This window comes from Neobacillus massiliamazoniensis, from assembly GCF_001048695.1.
Lineage (GTDB): Bacteria > Bacillota > Bacilli > Bacillales > Cytobacillaceae > Neobacillus > Neobacillus massiliamazoniensis.
This window is the reverse complement of sequence record NZ_CVRB01000001.1, coordinates 1,528,542-1,547,089: the sequence shown is the minus strand read 5'-3', so window position 1 is coordinate 1,547,089 and position 18,548 is coordinate 1,528,542. Positions and strand designations below refer to the sequence as shown.

The 18,548-nt window shown below is 40.2% G+C and carries 21 protein-coding genes and 1 riboswitch; of the genes, 9 read left to right on the top strand and 12 right to left on the bottom strand.

Annotation, left to right across the window (positions count from 1 at the left end; all coding sequences use genetic code 11):
• Window positions 1-197: 197 nt before the first annotated feature.
• Window positions 198-299, bottom strand: a riboswitch (SAM riboswitch).
• 80 nt (window positions 300-379) lie between these two features.
• The 8 genes from BN1082_RS07290 to BN1082_RS07255 all read right to left on the bottom strand — a co-directional run bounded on the left by BN1082_RS07290 (window position 380) and on the right by BN1082_RS07255 (window position 8,375).
• On the bottom strand, window positions 380-799 hold the full coding sequence (locus BN1082_RS07290; RefSeq protein WP_176699681.1) for a hypothetical protein: 420 nt from the start codon (window positions 797-799) through the stop codon (window positions 380-382).
• Window positions 800-899: 100 nt separating this feature from the next.
• On the bottom strand, window positions 900-1,208 hold the full coding sequence (locus BN1082_RS07285) for a thioredoxin family protein (RefSeq protein WP_090632788.1): 309 nt from the start codon (window positions 1,206-1,208) through the stop codon (window positions 900-902).
• Window positions 1,201-1,572, bottom strand: a complete 372-nt coding sequence (locus BN1082_RS07280; protein ID WP_090632786.1) for a toprim domain-containing protein — start codon at window positions 1,570-1,572, stop codon at window positions 1,201-1,203. Before BN1082_RS07280 ends, BN1082_RS07285 begins: the two co-directional genes overlap by 8 nt.
• A 217-nt stretch (window positions 1,573-1,789) precedes the next feature.
• Window positions 1,790-2,173, bottom strand: a complete 384-nt coding sequence (gene gcvH, locus BN1082_RS07275) for a glycine cleavage system protein GcvH (RefSeq protein ID WP_090632784.1) — start codon at window positions 2,171-2,173, stop codon at window positions 1,790-1,792.
• Window positions 2,174-2,261: 88 nt separating this feature from the next.
• Window positions 2,262-2,618 (bottom strand): arsenate reductase family protein, encoded by a 357-nt coding sequence (locus BN1082_RS07270; protein ID WP_090633226.1) that lies wholly within the window; start codon window positions 2,616-2,618, stop codon window positions 2,262-2,264.
• A gap of 208 nt (window positions 2,619-2,826) precedes the next feature.
• Window positions 2,827-4,611 carry an acyl-CoA dehydrogenase family protein gene (locus BN1082_RS07265; protein ID WP_090632782.1) on the bottom strand — a complete coding sequence of 595 codons (1,785 nt, stop codon included), beginning with the start codon at window positions 4,609-4,611 and terminating at the stop codon, window positions 2,827-2,829.
• A gap of 61 nt (window positions 4,612-4,672) precedes the next feature.
• Window positions 4,673-5,848 (bottom strand): acetyl-CoA C-acetyltransferase, encoded by a 1,176-nt coding sequence (locus BN1082_RS07260; protein WP_090632781.1) that lies wholly within the window; start codon window positions 5,846-5,848, stop codon window positions 4,673-4,675.
• Between the two features lie 139 nt (window positions 5,849-5,987).
• Complete coding sequence (locus BN1082_RS07255) at window positions 5,988-8,375, bottom strand: 3-hydroxyacyl-CoA dehydrogenase/enoyl-CoA hydratase family protein (RefSeq protein ID WP_090632779.1); 2,388 nt, start codon at window positions 8,373-8,375, stop codon at window positions 5,988-5,990.
• A gap of 197 nt (window positions 8,376-8,572) precedes the next feature.
• Here BN1082_RS07255 and BN1082_RS07250 point away from each other — a divergent pair, with 197 nt between their 5' ends.
• From BN1082_RS07250 to BN1082_RS07240, 3 genes are all read left to right on the top strand, one after another.
• Window positions 8,573-8,707 (top strand): YuzL family protein, encoded by a 135-nt coding sequence (locus BN1082_RS07250; protein WP_090632778.1) that lies wholly within the window; start codon window positions 8,573-8,575, stop codon window positions 8,705-8,707.
• Window positions 8,708-9,148: 441 nt separating this feature from the next.
• The gene (locus BN1082_RS07245) at window positions 9,149-9,427 is read left to right on the top strand and encodes a hypothetical protein (protein WP_090632777.1); all 279 of its coding nucleotides are present in this window, start codon (window positions 9,149-9,151) and stop codon (window positions 9,425-9,427) included.
• 12 nt (window positions 9,428-9,439) lie between these two features.
• Window positions 9,440-9,784: a spore coat protein gene (locus BN1082_RS07240; RefSeq protein ID WP_090632775.1), complete on the top strand. Its 345-nt coding sequence runs from the start codon at window positions 9,440-9,442 to the stop codon at window positions 9,782-9,784.
• Window positions 9,785-10,013: 229 nt separating this feature from the next.
• Here BN1082_RS07240 and BN1082_RS07235 read toward each other — a convergent pair whose 3' ends face one another.
• From BN1082_RS07235 to BN1082_RS07225, 3 genes are all read right to left on the bottom strand, one after another.
• Window positions 10,014-10,265, bottom strand: coding sequence for a DUF2573 family protein (locus BN1082_RS07235; RefSeq protein ID WP_090632773.1), 252 nt, complete (start codon window positions 10,263-10,265; stop codon window positions 10,014-10,016).
• Between the two features lie 21 nt (window positions 10,266-10,286).
• Window positions 10,287-11,459, bottom strand: a complete 1,173-nt coding sequence (rodA, locus tag BN1082_RS07230) for a rod shape-determining protein RodA (RefSeq protein ID WP_090632772.1) — start codon at window positions 11,457-11,459, stop codon at window positions 10,287-10,289.
• A 96-nt stretch (window positions 11,460-11,555) separates the two neighbouring features.
• On the bottom strand, window positions 11,556-12,314 hold the full coding sequence (locus BN1082_RS07225; RefSeq protein ID WP_090632770.1) for a DUF4931 domain-containing protein: 759 nt from the start codon (window positions 12,312-12,314) through the stop codon (window positions 11,556-11,558).
• 140 nt (window positions 12,315-12,454) lie between these two features.
• Here BN1082_RS07225 and BN1082_RS07220 point away from each other — a divergent pair, with 140 nt between their 5' ends.
• Complete coding sequence (locus BN1082_RS07220; RefSeq protein ID WP_090632768.1) at window positions 12,455-13,237, top strand: undecaprenyl-diphosphate phosphatase; 783 nt, start codon at window positions 12,455-12,457, stop codon at window positions 13,235-13,237.
• A gap of 118 nt (window positions 13,238-13,355) precedes the next feature.
• Here the strand turns inward: BN1082_RS07220 and BN1082_RS07215 are convergent, their stop codons facing one another.
• Window positions 13,356-14,015, bottom strand: coding sequence for an FMN-dependent NADH-azoreductase (locus BN1082_RS07215; RefSeq protein WP_090632766.1), 660 nt, complete (start codon window positions 14,013-14,015; stop codon window positions 13,356-13,358).
• Between the two features lie 338 nt (window positions 14,016-14,353).
• Here BN1082_RS07215 and BN1082_RS07210 point away from each other — a divergent pair, with 338 nt between their 5' ends.
• The 5 genes from BN1082_RS07210 to BN1082_RS07190 all read left to right on the top strand — a co-directional run bounded on the left by BN1082_RS07210 (window position 14,354) and on the right by BN1082_RS07190 (window position 18,546).
• The gene (locus BN1082_RS07210; RefSeq protein WP_090632765.1) at window positions 14,354-15,271 is read left to right on the top strand and encodes a substrate-binding domain-containing protein; all 918 of its coding nucleotides are present in this window, start codon (window positions 14,354-14,356) and stop codon (window positions 15,269-15,271) included.
• A gap of 10 nt (window positions 15,272-15,281) precedes the next feature.
• Complete coding sequence (locus BN1082_RS07205; RefSeq protein WP_090632763.1) at window positions 15,282-16,148, top strand: ABC transporter substrate-binding protein; 867 nt, start codon at window positions 15,282-15,284, stop codon at window positions 16,146-16,148.
• A 27-nt stretch (window positions 16,149-16,175) separates the two neighbouring features.
• A complete protein-coding gene (locus BN1082_RS07200) occupies window positions 16,176-16,874 on the top strand; it encodes an ABC transporter permease (RefSeq protein ID WP_090632762.1) in 699 nt (232 codons plus the stop codon).
• Window positions 16,871-17,662 (top strand): ABC transporter ATP-binding protein, encoded by a 792-nt coding sequence (locus tag BN1082_RS07195; protein ID WP_090632760.1) that lies wholly within the window; start codon window positions 16,871-16,873, stop codon window positions 17,660-17,662. Before BN1082_RS07200 ends, BN1082_RS07195 begins: the two co-directional genes overlap by 4 nt.
• Window positions 17,663-17,787: 125 nt before the next feature.
• Window positions 17,788-18,546, top strand: coding sequence for a (S)-benzoin forming benzil reductase (locus tag BN1082_RS07190; protein ID WP_090632759.1), 759 nt, complete (start codon window positions 17,788-17,790; stop codon window positions 18,544-18,546).
• Window positions 18,547-18,548 lie beyond the last annotated feature (2 nt).

The following is an 18,548-nucleotide window of genomic DNA, read 5'->3' as shown; positions in this document are numbered from 1 at the left end:
CATACAAAATTAGACTTCGAGAATTGTCTAGCTCCAGCGCCTAGCCCCTCGAGAGTCATAAGCCACTCCCAAAACGAAGGCAAAAAACGCCTTCTTTTTGGGAGCGACTTATGCTTGTCGGGGCTGACCAAGGCGCTTCCACTTTTCAAACAAACCCACAAACAAAACCCCACTTCATAAGAAGAGGGGGCCCGCTCTTCTTATCTTTCAGAGCTTCATGCTCTGCTGGATTTAGCACCGTGTTTCAAACCGGTTGCCGGGCATCTTAGGGCCAGTCCCTCCGCCACTCTTGATAAGAATGTTTATGGAATTGTTAGTATTAATAGAATATTTAAAATAAATAATACAGGAAAGCAGGAAAAGTCGTCAATAGGTTTTATTAAATTATTTCTCGCAAACTCCCACTTGCTTTTGTTAAGTAAAAAATCGATTCTAGTAATAAAATCGTTCGAAATGGTGCTGAAACCATCAGCTGTTTTTTTCGCATCAAAGATCTTAGTGTTTCCTTGCCCTCAAGTAGTTCTTCAAGTTCCTTTTGCTTGCCGCTTATTTTATTGTTCATAAGCAGTTCATCTTCTTCATAAAGCAAAAATACATCCCCATTTTGAAACGCCATCCTGAAAATCTGGTTACCGCAAAAAAAACTAAGCTGGAATTCCGTGTTAGTGACTAATTGTAGGAGATCCTCACGCCCTTTAAGTTCATTTATAAAGGTTTGAACAGCTTCATCCATTTTCACCACTCCGGTCTGCATGCGTATACCTTTATATTCTGTATAATTAATAGAATACCTTTTCATTTCCCTCGACAATTACCAGCAAAAAGGGCGCCCATTCCGGAGAAATAAGTCAAATTGTGTTGAATTTTTTCCAAAAAAAAACAGATGCCGCAACATCTGTTTACATTATATGTTCATGTATTTTTTCCAGCAAGTACGGGATGGAATGAAAGGCGTAAATGGTTTCGACTACATGCCCTTCCCGAACCAGTTTAAGACATGGAACACTTTCAATTTCAATATCCCTAGCAACATCGGGATAAAAATTCAAATTCATCTTTCCAATTTCGATCTTGACCATTTCTTTTATTATCAAAAGCATTTTCGAAGCTACTTGGCAGGTCCCGCACAGAGGCGTATAGAAGTAGACAAGACCTGAAGTTTTATTTTTTAAAAAGGAAGCTAATTCCTTATCCGTCCATTCATCCATTTATTTGTTTACCCATTTCTAACACTTCCGTATGCACATCGATGTTTGCCCCTAACAGAACGGTGGCAAGGTGCTTTACCGGTGACGTCGCAACCTCCCGATACATTCGGTCAATATATAAGTGCTCCGCTTGAGGAAGCTCCCTTTTAAACTGTTTTCGCAGCTTTTCACCTGCTTCGTCAGCATCGACGAGAATATAAACATCTTTATCTTCAAGAAAATCAATCAATTCATCCATTTTTGTCACGCTGATGGTTCCATTCGTACAAATGATTTCGATAGGTTCCTTAACAATACTCCCTACCTTTTGTTTATCCGATTTTCCTTCGACAATGAGGACCTTGTTTGGATACGAATCATTCATAATTGATCACCTATAAAAAGAAGTTGTGTTTTCTATTAACATATTCGAGAGCCTTCAATAAGTGTGTGCCCTCTCTCCTAATTATGTTAACTATATCATGATTTCCATGTTAAAAATAGGATTTTGCTTTTTAAATGGGCATAAAGAAGCTCTCTTTCCCCCCATTTAAAGGAGAAAAAAAGAGAACACTTTTAAAAGGGTGTTCTCCTGTTTTAGATTAATCTTCTTTGGTCATTTCTTCGTATTTTTCAGCAGATAAAAGCTGATCTAGTTCACTGCTGTCAGACACTTCGATCACAATCATCCATGCTTTTTCATATGGTGATTCGTTTACAAACTCAGGACTATCATTTAAGTCTTCGTTCACTTCCACAACCTTACCACTGACAGGTGCATATAGCTCAGAGACAGTTTTAACTGACTCAACACTGCCAAACGGCTCATCGGCAGCTACCTCTGTACCAACTTCAGGAAGCTCAACGAAAACAATATCACCTAGTTCGTGCTGGGCAAATTCCGTAATCCCAACGCGCACTCTTTCACCTTCAACTTTTACCCATTCATGCTCTTCTGAATACAATAATTCCTTTGGTGTAGTCATAGAAAATCCCTCCAATAGTTATTCTAAATCTATTATCGATAATATCGATTACCCGAAATGATAGAGTCGAAAAGCCAGAAAAAAGCGTTTACAGCCACTTATCCTGAAACTCTTCCTCTTTAAAGCCAACTGTTACCTTTTCTCCATCTGATACAATAGGCCTTTTAATCAGCATACCGTCAGAGGCAAGGAGGTCCAGTAGTTCGTCTTCTGAAACAGTGTTGATTTTATCCTTCATCCCTAATTCGCGATATTTTTGACCGCTGGTATTAAAGAATTTCTTTAAATCGAGGCCGCTGTTCTGATAGAATCCCTTCAATTCATTGCGTGATGGGGGATTCTCAACTATATGTATTTCTTTATAGGGAAGATAGTGATCATCCAGCCATTTTTTCGCCTTTCGGCATGTACCGCATTTTGGATACCAGTAGAATGTCAATGCCATCTTCGTTTCACCGCCCTCTAACCTAAAATCAGGACAAAATCCGTCCATCTGAATCTTACCATATCATTCAGCAAAATCCTAATAGTAGAACAGAAAAAATCGATCCAAGAAAGGATTCGACTTTTTTCGTAAAAATCCTCCTGATTATAAAAAATAATTATTTAAATAAAGAAAAGAGCCCCTTCTAACTAGAAAGGAGCTCGCTTCTTTACACAATATAGCGCTCAGCTGTGATTATCACGTCAGCAGCTTCACGTTTTTTTGCAATCACATTTGTTGGCGTGTGGCGAGTAAATTTACGTAGTGATGACAGCATCATTCGAAGCATATCTCCTTGTTCAATCGCAACTAATGATTCTTTCGCAAGCTGTTCTATTTCGTTAAAAGCTTCTTGGCAGAAAATTTGCGTGTAAAGAAGCTTTTGCTTACTCTTTTCAAGACCGGCATTGGCAATGGCTTTTTCCGTACGCAAGACGACAGATTCCATTGCGTAAACATTGGAAACGAGATCAGCAATATTTGCTAAAACCTCTTGCTCTCTTTCAAGGGCTTTGCCATATTTTTGAGCAGCTAAACCGGCAGCAAGCAAGCTGATCTTCTTCGCATTTTTCACTAAATATTTTTCTTGAGCAAGCGGCTCATCACCAGGCTCTTCTGGCATTAACATCATTAATTCCTCTTGAAGCGCCATTGCCTTTTGGAATAATGGCAGCTCGCCTTTAATCGCTTTTTTCACGAGGGTGCCAGGCACCAACAGGCGGTTGATTTCATTTGTTCCTTCAAAGATGCGATTAATACGGGCATCACGATAAGCTCTTTCAATTGGATATTCCTGCATAAATCCATATCCACCATGGATCTGTACACCTTCGTCTACTACATCGGATAATACTTCACTGGCAAAAAATTTATTAATGGAACATTCGACTGCATATTCAGCGATGGAATTAGCCACTAATTTAATATCCTTTGCTTCTTCAGTAGAAAGCGCTCCTTGGTTTTCTTCATATAATCCTATTGTGCGATAAACGGAGCTTTCCGCAGCGTAAATCTTTGAAGCCAATGTTCCAAATTTTTCTTTTGTTAAATTGAATTGGGAAATTGGCGTTTTAAATTGTTGACGACCATTTGCATATTTTACAGTTAATTCAAATGCATTTTTCGAACCACCAACAGCACCAACGGCTAACTTATAACGGCCAATGTTTAAGATATTAAAGGCAATGACATGGCCTCTGCCAAATTCACCAAGGAGGTTTTCTTTTGGTACAGGAACATCTTGAAGAATTAAGGTACGAGTGGATGAACTTTTAATTCCCATTTTCTTTTCTTCTGCACCAGTGGAAACGCCAGGGAATTCCCTTTCAACAATAAATGCCGTAAAGTGTTCACCGTCAACCTTCGCATATACGACAAATACATCGGCAAAGCCGGCATTTGTAATCCATTGTTTTTCACCGTTTAGGATGTAATGCGTTCCTTCTGCATTTAATTTTGCTGTTGTTTTGGCACCAAGGGCATCGGAGCCAGAACCCGGCTCAGTTAAGGCATACGCTGCAATTTTTTCACCAGATGCAAGCTTTGGTAAATATCTTCTTTTTTGATCTTCATTTCCGAATAAAACGATTGGCAATGAACCGATCCCTACATGCGCACCATGTGAAAGCGAGAAACCGCCTGCCTTTGACATTTTTTCCGTAATCAAGGATGAGCTTACTTTATCTAAGCCTAATCCATCATACTCTTCTGGTACATCAGCAGCTAAAAGCCCTAGCTCTCCTGCTTGCTTTAAAAGCTTTACAGTACGGTCAAATTCATGTTTTTCCAGATATTCTACTTGTGGAAGTACTTCATTTTCGATAAAATCAGCCGTCGTTTTGGCAATCATTAGTTGCTCATCATTAAAGTCTTCTGGAGTAAAAACATGGTCGTAAGAAATATCTTCAATTAGAAAGCTTCCGCCTTTTATAATTTTTTCAGTCTTATTTGTCATGAGAGTTTCCTCCTATCATTGTCAAGTATGGATTTAAAGGGCCGATTACGCCCTCCTATTACTAAAGAAGTTCAAATACTCCGGCAGCACCCATTCCGCCACCGATACACATTGTGACAACACCAAATTGCTCATTTCTCCGTTTTAATTCATGGATCAGTGATAACGTTAGCTTTGCGCCAGTACAACCAAGCGGATGACCGAGGGCAATAGCGCCACCGTTTACGTTCACTTTTTCTTCATCAAGCCCCAATTCACGAATAACCTGAATGGATTGGGAAGCAAATGCTTCATTTAATTCAAACAAGCTGATATCAGATAGCTCTAAGCCAGCCTGCTTCACGGCTTTAGGTACGGCAACAACCGGACCTACTCCCATGATTTCTGGTGGTACTCCACCAACGGCAAAGGAGCGGAATTTTGCTAATGGCTTGAGTCCAAGCGATTCTGCCTTTTCACGGTCCATCACCATTAAAGCAGCAGCCCCGTCACTTGTTTGCGAAGCATTACCTGCCGTTACGGTGCCTGACACCGAGAATGCTGGGCGAAGCTTTGCTAATGTTCCAAGGTTCGTATCAGGGCGGACACCTTCATCTTGGGTAAATTGAACTGTTTTTTCTACCAGCTTATTGTCTTTTCCGACAGTGCGGAAGGTAACTTCTACCGGAACAATCTCATCAACAAATTTGCCTTCTTGTAAGGCTTTTGCTGCTCGCTGGTGACTTCTGACAGCAAAGGCATCTTGTTCTTCACGTGTAATACCGTATTTTAAGGCCACTTGTTCTGCGGTATGACCCATGCCCATATAGTATTGCGGTGCTGTTTCGGCCAGCTTTATATTAGGACGAATGACATGCCCCATCATTGGAATCATGCTCATCGACTCCACCCCACCAGCGATGGCTGTATCTGTAGCTCCTAGCATAATGCCCTGTGCGGCATAGGCAATGGCCTGCAATCCTGAAGAACAAAAACGATTAATAGTGATTGCAGGAACCGTATATGGTAATCCAGCGAGTGCACCAATATTGCGGGCCACATTGTTTCCTTGTTCCGCCTCCGGCATTGCACAACCCAGGATCAAATCATCAATATTTCCTTCATAATTTCCGGCACGTTTTAAAGTTTCTTTTACTACTAATGCACCCAAGTCATCAGGACGAACATGGGCGAGCGTTCCTTTCTTTGCCTTACCTACCGGGGTCCGAGCACCGGCTACGATTACCGCTTCTCTCATTTCGTTCCCTCTCTTTCTTACATATTAAAAATAGGATTCTATTATTCTTGTGGCGAGGTATCACGGGCTTTGTGATTTACTCGCGGGTTTTGAGGTTTTACTCGCGAGTTTTTGCCTTTTACTCGTGAGTCCCCGTGTTCTAGTTTCTTAACGGCTTACCTTTTAAAAGCATGTGCTGCATGCGTTGCTGTGATTTTGGCTCTCTAATGAGGCTTAGGAATGCTTCTCTTTCCAGATCTAATAGGTATTGCTCATCGACTTCCGTTCCAAATGGTACTTTTCCGCCAGCAATCACGTAGGCAATCTTCTTCGCAATTTTTAAATCATGCTCAGAGATATAGCCGGATAAGCGCATTGCTTCCGCACCAAGCAGCAGGGTCGCATAGCCTGTTTCACCTACAACCGGTACCTTTTTGCGTACTCTTGGCTTATATCCTTTTTCAGATAAGGAAAGTACAGCATGCTTCGCATCGTAAAGCAAATGGTCGCTATTTACGCTAATGCCATCAGCAGCATTTAAGAAATTATTTTCACGGGCTTCCTCTGCCGATGTTGAAACCTTTGCCATGGCAATCGTTTCAAATACCTTATTCGCAACATTTTGCAAATCAAATGGAACACCGTTCGGAATGCCTTCTAAGTGTTTAATATATAACTCTTTATTTCCGCCGCCACCTGGGAGTAATCCTACACCGACTTCAACAAGTCCCATATAGGTTTCAGCAGATGCCTGGATATGTGATGTCGGTAAACAAACCTCTGCACCGCCGCCTAGCGTCATCCCAAATGGTGCTGCAACAACAGGCTTAGAACTGTATTTGACTTTTAACAAGGCCTGTTGGAGTTGGCGAACCACCATTTCAAGTTCAAAAATATTATCATCCTGTGCTTCCATCAGCATCATCGCAAGGTTGGCACCGACACAGAAGTTCTTACCTTGGTTGCCGATGACAAGACCCTTGTAATTTTTCTCTACTTCATCGACGGCATAGTTAATCATTTGTACGATATCAAGACCAATGGCATTGTTTGGTGAATGGAATTCAAGCATTGCCACTCCATCGCCAATATCAATTAAACTAGCACCGCTGTTCTTTTTAATAACGCCTTTTTGATTCTTGATTTTCTTCAGGTCAATCACTTTTGTGTTAAATTCTACTGGCTTATACTCACCATTTTGATAGAAAAATAGCTCTGCATTTTCTTCTTTATAAAAAGAGGTAAAGCCTTTCTCCAACATTCCTTCCACCCATACAGGAATTTCCACGCCAGATTCTTTCATCTTTTGCACGGACTTTTGTAACCCAATGGCATCCCATGCTTCAAACGGACCCATTTCCCAGCCGAAGCCCCATTTCATAGCACGGTCAATATCCACGATTGTCTCGGCAATTTCGCCTAAAAGCTGTGCAGAGTAGACAAAAGAGGCTGTGAATGTATTCCATAAAAATTGTCCCGCACGATCATCAGCATAAACAAGCGCTTTCAATTTATTCGCTGTGCCTTTTTCCTGCTTCGCAAGCTCTACTGCTGGAGTTGAGAGCTTTTTCCGCGGGACATATTCTAATGTATTTGGATCTAATTCAAGAATGTCCTTCCCTTGTTTCAAGAAAAATCCTTGTCCTGATTTGCTTCCAAGCCAGCCTTTTTCGACCATTGTCTTTATAAAAGCAGGTACTTCAAAAACATCCTTTTCTCTTCCCTCGACTTGTTCATACACGTTATTTGCAACATGGTAGAATGTATCCAATCCAACGACATCAAGAGTGCGGAAGGTTGCACTTTTTGCACGACCAATTAACGGACCGGTGATAGAATCGACTTCACCAACGCTGTAGCCGCCCTTTAACATTTCTTGAACAGTTACAAGGAGACCGTATGTACCGATACGGTTTGCTATAAAGTTTGGCGTATCCTTTGCAACGACTACACCTTTACCGAGCACATCCTCACCAAATGTTTTCATGAAGGTGAGAACTTCTGAACCAGTATACTTCGTTGGAATTATTTCCAGCAGCTTTAGGTAGCGCGGCGGGTTAAAGAAGTGCGTACCTAGGAAGTGCTTTTTAAAATCTTCAGAGCGTCCCTCTACCATTGCTTCCACTGAGATTCCTGATGTATTGGAACTGATAATACTTCCAGGCTTACGGTATTGGTCAACCTTTTCAAACACTTGTTTTTTAACATGGAGGTTTTCGACAACGACCTCAATAACCCAATCTACGTCCTTCAGTTTTACTAAATCGTCTTCAAGGTTTCCAGCTTCAATTAATGCAAGATTTTGCTTTGATGACAGTGGAGCCGGCTTTTGCTTCAATAGCTTTTGGATTGATGTTGCGCTGATTCGGTTGCGTACTTCTTTATCATCTAATGTTCGTCCTTTTGCTTCCTCTTCTTTTGTTAATTCGCGCGGCACAATATCTAATAATAGTGTTGGAATACCGATGTTTGCTAGATGTGCGGCAATTCCTGAACCCATGACTCCAGATCCTAAAACAGCTGCTTTTTTTATAAGTTGGTTCAACATTGTCTCCCCTTTCATCACTTTGAATGAACGCTCATTCATTTTCCCGCTAAAAAAATTTGACTCACAAATGAGTTTTCCTACTTTTAACTATAAGATATTTCAAAAAATTCCGCAATCAATAAACGTGGAATTTTGAATTTTTTTTGACAAATCATTCTTATCAAATGTACTGGGTATGCTAAACAGGAGGTGATAATATGGCTAAGATTAAGAAGGAACCTTCCAAAGCCGGAATCAGTGCTGCTAGTGTCAAGGGCGATGCCGGACCGACCGTCGAAAATGACGGCGGCGGAAAAAGAAACAGCCAAAATAATCAGTTTAAGAAAAGGTGAACATGGTTCCCAATTTGGTCGTTGACTAGATCGGTCAACGACCTTTTTCTTCTTTTCAGCCGCTTTCGGTCGTTGATATGAGCCCTCATCGACCTTTTTCTTCTTTCCCAGCTGCGTTCGGTCGTTGATATGAGCCCTCAACGACCTTTTTCTTCTTTTCATGTTGCGTTCGGTCGTTGATATGCTTCCTCAACGACCTTTTTCTTCTTTTTCAACTGCTTTCGGTCGTTGATATGCTTCCTCAACGACCTTTTTCTTCTTTTTCAACTGCGTTTGGTCGTTGATATGCTTCCTCAACGACCTTTTTCTTCTTTTTATGTTGCTTTCGGTCGTTGACAAACATAATCATTGACGATTACGTTAACATTTAATTGCGTTCTGTATAAAAATTCCTGTTTGAGAGACGATAATGTCGTAAATATTTTTTTAGGAGGGTTAACTATGCAGCAGCAAAATATGAATATGCAAAATCAGCAGGGCATGATGCAGCAGCCCCCAGGAGTCGTTTCTACAAAAGATGCCCTTTATCTTACAGATATGATGTCCTGGAATTTACTTTCTGCGAAAAAAGCGCATTTTTTTGCTCAGCAATGTCAGGACCAGGAGCTAAAAGCGGAAGCAGAAAAATGCGGGCAAATGCACGAGCGGCATTACCAAACACTATTAAATCATTTAGGACAGCATGCGAACCAACAGCAGCCACTTAATAATATGCAATAGGGGGAAGCAAAAATGAACCAATTCCAAAACCAACAAAAAATCCAAAACCCAGAAACGCAGGTACCACAGACACCGCAAATGAATGAGCGTGATTTTATTAATGATTTATTGACAACGGAAAAATATATGACAACCTCCTACAGTCAAGCACTGCATGAAGCAAGCCATCAAGGTTTATATCAAGATATCCTTAGCATTTTTACTGAAACCCAGAAATGCCAGCGTGATCTTTACGACCTCATGTTCAAGAAAGGCTGGTACTCCGTGGAGGCTGCCGACCAACAAAAGCTAAAGCAATCGTACCAGCAATTCCAGGGATATACAAATCAGTTTCCGGCTGGCGGAGGGGTTCAATAAATGAAAACTCGCCGATTGGCGAGTCCGTTAGGACGAAGACAGAGGCGTAGTTGAATTTATGCGACATAGGAAAGTATAAATTGGTGAAAATTTATACTTTCCTATTAGCTAAGAAAAGTGGAAGCGCCTTGGTCGCTTCCGAAGCTTACTCTTATGGAGCTGGACAATTCTCAAAGTTCATTAATATTAATTCTGATATAACAAAAACCGGAGGATGCCTCCGGTTTTGTTATTTATTTGTGGATTTTCGATGTTTTTCATTTAATTGCTTGATTTCATTTATGATGGTCTTCATTTCTCCCCTGGCATCTGGGTAAAGCGCACTCCAATGATTGATTAAAGCTGGCATGGTTTTAGCAATATGTGAGTACAATGCCCACGCCTTCACTTTTTCCTTGGTATCCTCGCTGCTATCTCCAACTAGTAACTCACTGAATTTTTCCAGCAAAGCTTCAAGTTGTTGGCCAAACTCCTTTTCCATAAAGACACCCCCCTAATTTAATTACGAAGTTGTCGAGAACATATATTTTTTAGAGTGGAAGCGGATTGAAAAGATTAATCCAACCCCGAGCATGTTCCCCAATAACGCACTACCCCCGTAGCTGATAAAGGGCAGTGGAATTCCTGTAATCGGCAAAAGGCCAATGCACATTCCAATATTTTGAAATACGTGGAAGGTGATCATGCTAATGACCCCGACACATATATACGAATAATAATTATTTTTCGTCTCCAAACCGACCCTGGTAATATGGTAGATTAACAAAAAAAACAAACCGATTAACACACTTGAACCAATAAAACCGAACTCTTCACCAATCACACTGAAGATAAAGTCAGTTTGGCTCTCTGGTAAATAAATATCACGGTGATTAAAGCCTTTACCAGTGGTCTGTCCCGAGCCAATTGCTTGCAGGGATTTCGTAAGTTGATACCCTTCCGAGCTTTGGTAGTTATATGGATCAAGCCAAGAATAAATACGACCAAATTGATATTGCTTAACACCTAAATATTTCTCAAGTACATCCGGATGTACTAAGACGAGATAAAAGGTGGTCCCAATAATGACAACTCCACTTAAAAAAAGAGGCAATAGTAATTTCCAGCTAATTCCGGAAATAAAAATCATCCCTAACAAAATTGCAATAAAAACAAGCGATGTCCCAAAGTCTGGCTGCTTCATGATCAGCAGAATTGGAGCCATTGTCACAAGACATAACTTCACTAATAACCAGAAATCAGTTTTAATCGTTTTGACAAGGTTTTTTTGGTGGTGGTCATCGATTACTCGGGCTAGCGCTAAAATGACAAATACCTTCATGAACTCGGACGGCTGCAATGACCCCAATGCCGGAATCTTAAACCAGCTTTTGGCACCATTAATGGTCGGAGCAATACTAGATGGCGCCACGATTACGGCCAATAGTAATAACATTCCAAAACCATAAGCGTACCAAGTTATTTTTCGTAATTGGTCTGAATCAAGCCTCATAACACCCGCAACAATAACACCGCTTATGATATACCAAATAATTTGCTTTAATAAAAAGTTCTCTTTGTATTGGCCGGTTGTTTGTGCACTATAAATCGCAATACAGCTGGAAAAAAACAGTAATAACAGAATAAATAAGAGACTATAATCAAGTTTAGAAGTTGTGTTTTTAGTTGAAGTCATAATTAATCATTCTCCATAGAAAATAACTATATTTCTTCATTATATTTTTTATAAAAGTAAATCACAACTTTCAACCATTGGTTGGTGGTATTAACATTAAAAGTAAATTTTTTTTACCTCGGATGCCATCCCTTCAAGATTATTCGGAATCTGCGGAATGCCATAGCCAATATAGAGAGGAGTCGTCACAAACCGAGGCACAACCTTTGCATAAATTTTCCCATCAATATGATGGAAAAAGAGATTGTAGCTCGAAGCTTTGAATTGAAAATGATTCATTATATAGTGCACGGCAATTTGCACGTACTTTCCAAACGTTTCTACATAATCAGAATCCGACATTTCGATATTGAATTCATAAAAGCCAATTCTTGGCATATTAGAAAGAGTGAACCGCACCCCGTTTTCTTCACTCAAGACAATTCCTTGGAAAACTTCCTCTTCGATTTTCGCCTCACAGTCAAGATCATATAATCCAATGATTTGCATATGGGGATGGGCAATCGTCCCCCCTGATAATGGCCCATGATTTTTATAAAAAATAACAGACTTATATCTGCCACTTTCCTCCATTTTTAACCAATGCTTAATGCCAAACCTAAGCAATCTATGTAGATGCTCGGGTTCATAAGTTGAAAATTCAGCGTTGCAATCATCCGTTTCAATCAAAACCGTTTGATAAGCATTCTCTAAAACAGGATATTTATTTTTCAAAAGAATCATCGGTCCCTCAGAATCCAAAATGTCGGTTAGTTGGTCCCGGTCGCAAAATGGACAAGACTGTGCTTTATTTCGATAGTTTTCCGGTTTTTTAACTCCAATTGAAGTATTGAAAATTAGATGGCTATTATTCAAGATTGTGTCTCCTTCCCCATGTTCTACTTCTATTTTATGAGAGAGCTTGTTTCTTTTGTACTTTTTTGTTTTAGAAAATCATGTCATGCATATTTATTAATAGTACAAGCTTCATATTACGCTAGAATGTGAGGGACGGTATGTTAACAAAATTAGAAGCACTCATTCTCGGGATCATTCAAGGTCTAACGGAATTTTTGCCAATCAGCAGTACAGGCCATCTTTATTTAGGCAGACACTTATTTGGATTACAGGAAGCGGGACTACTTCTCGATACAATGCTCCATCTTGGCACACTAATTGCCGTGCTTGTCTTTTATAAAAATGAATTTTCGTACATCATCAAAAAGCCATTCAGCAAGCTAACGTTCTTGTTAATTGCTGGAACCATCCCCGCTGTCGTTATTGGGCTCTTATTTAAAGACTATTTCGAGGAAATTTCCAAAACCGGTGTCACCATTGGCTGGGAGTTTCTCATTACCGGAGTCTTTCTTTGGGTGGCCGATTCCGCTAAAAATGGCTATAAAAAGATGGATGACATTAGTTATACCGATGCCATTATTATTGGTTCCTTCCAGGCTGTCGCCATCTTTCCAGCGATCTCCCGCTCCGGGATGACGATTGTTGCTGCCCTTTGGAGAAAATTAGATCGCCAAACCGCCGCATATTTTTCGTTTCTTTTATCAACGCCCGCCATCGCTGGAGCCGTCGTTCTGCAATCATTCGATCTGTTCAAAGGCAATGGTGAGGAAATTACTTTATCTGCCCTATTAGTTGGCATCGCAGCCTCGGGTGTGTTTGGATATATTGCCGTTAAATGGATGATTAACTTTTTGAAAAAACATTCTTTAAAGCCATTTGCCATTTATGTGTGGTTGTTAGGGATAGCAGTGCTATTTTTTCAATTTACAGGGCGATTTTAAGTCGTGAAAAATCGATTCGCTGATAGACAGGTGAAACTCGCTGATAGACATGCAATATTCGCTGATAGAACCTAATTTTATGAAAAAAGCGACTCGAATTGGTTCGAGTCGCTTTTTTTTACACATTAACAGGTGATTTTGCCATTTCTCGTGCTGTTTCAGCTGCTTTTCCTTTTGCTTTTGCCATAATTTCAGGCACCATTTTTGGAAAATGATCCATTCCTTCCGCGACAATCGTATCCATTACTTCAAATCCGAGGAAGCCAAGCGCCTTTGTTAAGTAACGGTCTCCCATTTCGAAATCAACCATAGGACCAGTCGAATAGATGCCGCCGCGGGTTTGAATATGAACCGCCTTTCCAGTAAGAAGTCCTTTAGGTCCGTCAGCAGTGTTCGTAAAGGTTTTTTCGGCTATAAACAGGTTATCCATAAATGATTTTAAAATAGCTGGTGCACCAAGGTTCCAAATAGGTGTCACAAACACATAATAATCAGCATCAATAAAACGGTCGGCGAGCTCGTGCATTTTTGTGATTTTTGTCCGTTCCGCCTCTGACAATTGCTCCATTGTATATCCCATGAAGGATAGCTTTGCCCTGGCATACAATAAGTCCATGTCGATTTCAGGAATGTCCATACTGTATAAATGCATACGGACAATTTCTACATCTGGTTTTTCCTTTTTAAATTCTTCAAGAAACACTTCCCCGATTTGCATCCCTTTTGATAGCTTTATGTCACTCTTCGGATTTGCTGTAATATACAAAAGCTTTGACATTTTCATCCCTACCTTTTTTACAGTTATTTCTCCTAACTTCTATACTACTACAAAACAAATTGCTCACTATTGAACAATCGGTGAAATTTTTAAATAATTTGGCTGTGTTAAACTTGCCTGTTGATTTGCGCTCCAATCAACATAGTTTCAAAAATCAACAATGACCTTTAACACAGCCAATGATTTTAAAAAACTTATCTCAAATCCTTCCATTTTTGAAAAATTCATGACAATTATTAACATAACTTAACGAAACTTAATAATACATAACAAAAGTCACAGTTATATCGTCCTACATGGGCTATATTTTAAACATTCTTACGATTGGAAGTGTCAAAATGGATGATAAGGCTTACACACCTGATGAGGTAGCGAAGATCTTTCAAATCTCAAAACATACGGTATATGAGCTCATCAAACGAGGTGAGCTGCAGGCATTCAAAATCGGCAATAAAATGAGAATTGAACATTCTGAGCTTGAAAGATTTAAAGAAATCACAAAAGCGCCTTCAAGGAAAACTCGAACGGAACAAACTGATTCTATCCATCATTTAACTGAACCCATTCGTCTATCAGGAAGTCATGATTTTCTTGTTGAACGTTTTATAAAACAAGCGACATCATTACAATTACATATTCAGCCTTCCTATGTTGGCAGCTTGGAGGGGTTGATGATGCTCTATCGCAACCATTGTGATATTGCAGCCATTCATCTATTAGATCCATTATCCCAAGAATACAATCTTCCATTTATTCATCAGCTTTTTGTGCATGAATCCATTTCAGTCGTAAGATTTGCTGCAAGAGAGCAGGGATTTATTGTTGCAAAAGGCAACCCAAAACAAATTCAAGATTTTAACGATTTGACACGGAAAGACATCCAATTTATCAACCGGCAAAAGGGAGCAGGCACCCGTTTTTTACTGGATTCTAAGTTGTCTCAGAAGGGAATCGATCCAAAAAATATTAACGGCTATGCAAACGAAGAATGGAACCACCTGTCAACCGCCTCTTATATTTCAAAAGGCAGGGCTGATGTGGCTTTTGGAATCAAATCGGCTGCTAGTCATCTAGGACTGGACTTTATTCCGGTTGCTAAAGAACATTTCGACCTTGTCTTTCGCTTCACTGATGAAAAGAAACAAAGCTTAAAAGAACTTATCACCTACTTACAATCCAAGGACTTCAAAAAAAGCTTAATAGATTTAGAAGGCTATTCGATTGAAGACTTAGGAAAAATTATTTATCAATATTAGGAGGAACATTATGTTTAAAAAACACTATTTTGCTATTTTAATGGTTTTCATGCTAGTTGTTTTAGCAGCCTGTGGAAAAGCAGATACACCCCAAAAGGCGGCAGCCAAGGATACTAATAAGACAGCAGCAAAGCCAACCGAATTGATTCTTGCCACCACAACAAGTACAAGCGACACCGGTTTATTGGATACGTTAATCCCGATGTTTGAAAAACAAAACAATGTGAAAGTAAAAACGATTGCCGTTGGTACAGGACAAGCATTAGCAATGGGTCAAAAAGGGGAAGCCGACGTTTTGCTTGTTCATGCTCCTAAATCCGAACAGGCCGTAGTTGACAGTGGCGATGCCATCAATTATAAACGCGTCATGTATAATGATTTTGTTCTAGTTGGTCCTGTTGATAACCCAGCAGGTGTTAGCGGGCAGGATATCAATGCCGCCTTCAAAAAAATAGCTGATACAAACTCCATCTTTGTTTCAAGAGGAGATAACTCCGGAACCAATACAAAAGAACTCTCTATTTGGACTGCCCTTAGCATGAAACCTGCCGGCTCTTGGTATGTTTCAACCGGACAAGGAATGGGACAAACATTGCAAATTGCCAACGAGAAAAAAGGCTATACGCTTACAGACCGCGGTACTTGGCTTGCTCAGAAGAAAAACTTATCTGATCTAAAAATTGTCGTGGAAGGCGGCAAGGATTTAATGAATATTTATCACGTTATGCAAGTAAATCCAGATAAGTTTAAAAATATAAATGGTAAAGATGCAAAGAAATTTGTCGACTTTATGGTAGACCCTAAAATCCAAGAAGTGATTGCTAACTTTGGTAAAGATAAATATGGTCAACCATTATTCAATAAGTATACAGAATAATTTTAACAAGAATGCGGGGTGGAGCAAGTGGAGCTGCTAATCGACGGACTAAAGAAAGCATTTGAGATGATTTTCTCTGGTAATCAAGAGATTTATAGTATTACCTTGCTGACATTAAGAGTCTCATTGTGCTCAATTTTGATTAGCACCCTCCTCGGCTTGCCGCTTGGCATGTTTCTTGGTTTAACAAGATTTAAAGGTAGGCGGTTACTGCTCGTATTCGTCAATATTGGAATGGGCTTACCGCCTGTTGTTGCCGGGCTTTGGATTACAATGCTATTATGGCGCTCCGGCCCATTAGGACATTTATCATTACTCTATACCCCAACAGCGATTGTTATGGCACAAATATTGGTTTCATTGCCAATCGTCACGAGCTTAACCTGCATCGCCTTTCAACAAATAAACGACAAAATGCTCCTGCAAATTAAAGCGCTTGGAGCAACAAAGCTGCAAACTTGGATGATTCTTTTAAACCAATCAAAAATCGCGATTATGGCTGCGATAATGGCAGGCTTCGGCCGTGTAATTGCCGAGGTGGGCGCAGCGATGATGGTTGGCGGAAATATTCAAGGGGAGACGCGAATATTAACAACTTCGATTGTGATGGAAGTTTCAAAAGGAAATTTCGATATTGCCCTGGCTCTTTCCTTTATACTCATCTCCGTTGCCCTGATGATTACAGCGGCCTTAACCTTCCTCCAGCAAAGGCAGGGGATATCATGAACCCATTGATTGAATTGGAAAACATCACCTATAAAAAACAAGATAAATCAATCTTACAAATTCCTGAATTTCAAGTGTACCCTGGTGAATTTCTTGGCATCATCGGACCAAATGGAGCGGGCAAAAGTACCTTACTAAAGCTGATGTCTTTCCTTGACAAACAAACAAGCGGGAACATCCTCTATCGAAGCAAACTGGTTCCACCAGGTAATGCCCCGCTTGATCTGCGGAGGAAATTTTCGATTGCGCTGCAGCAATCGTTATTATTAGATGGAACCGTTTTTCAAAATATCGCACTTGGCCTGAAGATACGAAAAATACCTCGAAAGACAATAAAGGAAAAAGTTGAGCTTTGGATGGACCGATTTCAAATCAGCCATTTAGCGAAAAAGAATACCGCTACCCTGTCAGGGGGGGAGGCACAGCGAGTCAATCTCGCTAGGGCGATGATTGTCGAACCAGAAATCCTGTTTCTCGATGAACCGTTTTCTGCCTTAGACTTCCCAACTAAAATAAAATTAATGGAAGACTTTAAAGCAATAATGGAAGGGACAGGCACGACCGCTGTTTTTGTCAGCCACGATTTAATGGAAATTCATTTCTTAACCAACCGGCTTGCGATTACGATAAATGGAGAGGTACAGCAATCGGGACCAACTAAAAGGGTCCTGCAACACCCTAATGCAGCAGCTTCTTCTTTCCTGAATAAATGGAAGAAATTCTATCCGGAACTATCCAGCTCTCAGTTCCCCGAATCAAAACTTAAAACTGCTGGAATCAATTTGTAACAATGCTGCATCGCAACGTTTTTGGCCCCATTAGGGGTCGTTTTTTTATGTTAAAATTGGTTGCTTAAAGTTTTTTAGAGGGCTAGAATGAAGGTAAATAATGAGAGCTAGCAGGGGGAGTAAAATTGAAATATGCTGTTATTACCGGAGCTTCAAGAGGTTTAGGTGAAGCAATAGCCAAAAGGTTAATTCAAGAACAAATTGCCGTGATTTCCGTATCACGGACCGAGAATGAGGAACTAAAAAAACTAGCCATAACCAATGACCTTTACTATCAACATTATTCCTGTAATCTTTCGCTGGAAAAAGAAGTTCAGGAAGTTTTTATGGAGATTTCCCATCGCATTTTTCTTAAAAATCCGGAAGAAATTCTTCTTTTTAACAATGCCGGCATGATTGAGCCAATCCATACAGTTGGGGAGTTGGACCAAACCCCGATTCTTCGAAACATCAAAGTAAATTTAGTGGCGCCAATTTTAATAACCAATATCTTCTTAAAAAAAGCCAGCATCACCAACTCGTCCATTCAAATTGTTAACATTTCCTCGGGGGCAGCCACGCGTGCGATTGAAGGCTGGAGCGTCTATTGCAGTGCCAAGGCCGGATTAAATATGTTTACGCAAACAACAGCCCTTGAACAGGCGGAGTTGAAGACGAAAAATAAAATCATCACCTTTAGTCCTGGAATCATGGATACCAAAATGCAGGAAACCATCCGCTCCTCCTCCAAGGAATCCTTCAAGGATCTGGAAATATTTAAAGAATATAAAGAGAATGGCAAACTGTTAAGTGCTGATCTTGTTGCAGGTGCCTTAGTAGACCTGGTTCTTTGTGGAAAAGCGGAGAGTGGCAGGACTTATCATATAAGTGATTTAATAAATTGAGG

What these genes read in the sequence shown, in the direction of transcription:
- BN1082_RS07290 (WP_176699681.1), bottom strand. Translation starts at nt 799, where the DNA reads ATGAAAAGGTATTCTATTAATTATACAGAATATAAAGGTATACGCATG.
- BN1082_RS07285 (WP_090632788.1), bottom strand. Translation starts at nt 1,208, where the DNA reads ATGGATGAATGGACGGATAAGGAATTAGCTTCCTTTTTAAAAAATAAA.
- BN1082_RS07280 (WP_090632786.1), bottom strand. Translation starts at nt 1,572, where the DNA reads ATGAATGATTCGTATCCAAACAAGGTCCTCATTGTCGAAGGAAAATCG.
- gcvH (WP_090632784.1), bottom strand. Translation starts at nt 2,173, where the DNA reads ATGACTACACCAAAGGAATTATTGTATTCAGAAGAGCATGAATGGGTA.
- BN1082_RS07270 (WP_090633226.1), bottom strand. Translation starts at nt 2,618, where the DNA reads ATGGCATTGACATTCTACTGGTATCCAAAATGCGGTACATGCCGAAAG.
- BN1082_RS07265 (WP_090632782.1), bottom strand. Translation starts at nt 4,611, where the DNA reads ATGACAAATAAGACTGAAAAAATTATAAAAGGCGGAAGCTTTCTAATT.
- BN1082_RS07260 (WP_090632781.1), bottom strand. Translation starts at nt 5,848, where the DNA reads ATGAGAGAAGCGGTAATCGTAGCCGGTGCTCGGACCCCGGTAGGTAAG.
- BN1082_RS07255 (WP_090632779.1), bottom strand. Translation starts at nt 8,375, where the DNA reads ATGTTGAACCAACTTATAAAAAAAGCAGCTGTTTTAGGATCTGGAGTC.
- BN1082_RS07250 (WP_090632778.1), top strand. Translation starts at nt 8,573, where the DNA reads ATGGCTAAGATTAAGAAGGAACCTTCCAAAGCCGGAATCAGTGCTGCT.
- BN1082_RS07245 (WP_090632777.1), top strand. Translation starts at nt 9,149, where the DNA reads ATGCAGCAGCAAAATATGAATATGCAAAATCAGCAGGGCATGATGCAG.
- BN1082_RS07240 (WP_090632775.1), top strand. Translation starts at nt 9,440, where the DNA reads ATGAACCAATTCCAAAACCAACAAAAAATCCAAAACCCAGAAACGCAG.
- BN1082_RS07235 (WP_090632773.1), bottom strand. Translation starts at nt 10,265, where the DNA reads ATGGAAAAGGAGTTTGGCCAACAACTTGAAGCTTTGCTGGAAAAATTC.
- rodA (WP_090632772.1), bottom strand. Translation starts at nt 11,459, where the DNA reads ATGACTTCAACTAAAAACACAACTTCTAAACTTGATTATAGTCTCTTA.
- BN1082_RS07220 (WP_090632768.1), top strand. Translation starts at nt 12,455, where the DNA reads ATGTTAACAAAATTAGAAGCACTCATTCTCGGGATCATTCAAGGTCTA.
- BN1082_RS07215 (WP_090632766.1), bottom strand. Translation starts at nt 14,015, where the DNA reads ATGTCAAAGCTTTTGTATATTACAGCAAATCCGAAGAGTGACATAAAG.
- BN1082_RS07210 (WP_090632765.1), top strand. Translation starts at nt 14,354, where the DNA reads ATGGATGATAAGGCTTACACACCTGATGAGGTAGCGAAGATCTTTCAA.
- BN1082_RS07205 (WP_090632763.1), top strand. Translation starts at nt 15,282, where the DNA reads ATGTTTAAAAAACACTATTTTGCTATTTTAATGGTTTTCATGCTAGTT.
- BN1082_RS07195 (WP_090632760.1), top strand. Translation starts at nt 16,871, where the DNA reads ATGAACCCATTGATTGAATTGGAAAACATCACCTATAAAAAACAAGAT.